1 rRNA gene is annotated in these 679 nt (G+C 52.3%); it reads left to right on the forward strand.

From position 1 onward, the window contains the following. Nucleotides 1-679: ribosomal RNA gene (locus L2755_RS22060) — 16S ribosomal RNA — on the forward strand; the annotation flags it as partial.

The raw sequence follows: 679 nt of genomic DNA on the forward strand, positions 1-679 counted from the left end.
CTTGGATGTGACGTTACTCGCAGAAGAAGCACCGGCTAACTTCGTGCCAGCAGCCGCGGTAATACGAGGGGTGCAAGCGTTAATCGGAATTACTGGGCGTAAAGCGTACGCAGGCGGTTTGTTAAGCGAGATGTGAAAGCCCCGGGCTCAACCTGGGAACTGCATTTCGAACTGGCAAACTAGAGTCTTGTAGAGGGGGGTAGAATTTCAGGTGTAGCGGTGAAATGCGTAGAGATCTGAAGGAATACCGGTGGCGAAGGCGGCCCCCTGGACAAAGACTGACGCTCATGTACGAAAGCGTGGGGAGCAAACAGGATTAGATACCCTGGTAGTCCACGCCGTAAACGATGTCTACTCGGAATTTGGTGTCTTGAACACTGGGTTCTCAAGCTAACGCATTAAGTAGACCGCCTGGGGAGTACGGCCGCAAGGTTAAAACTCAAATGAATTGACGGGGGCCCGCACAAGCGGTGGAGCATGTGGTTTAATTCGATGCAACGCGAAGAACCTTACCTACTCTTGACATCCACAGAACTCGCTAGAGATAGCTTGGTGCCTTCGGGAACTGTGAGACAGGTGCTGCATGGCTGTCGTCAGCTCGTGTTGTGAAATGTTGGGTTAAGTCCCGCAACGAGCGCAACCCTTATCCTTATTTGCCAGCACGTAATGGTGGGAACTT

It is taken from the genome of Shewanella abyssi (assembly GCF_023284025.1).
In the GTDB taxonomy this organism is placed as follows: Bacteria; Pseudomonadota; Gammaproteobacteria; order Enterobacterales; family Shewanellaceae; genus Shewanella; species Shewanella abyssi.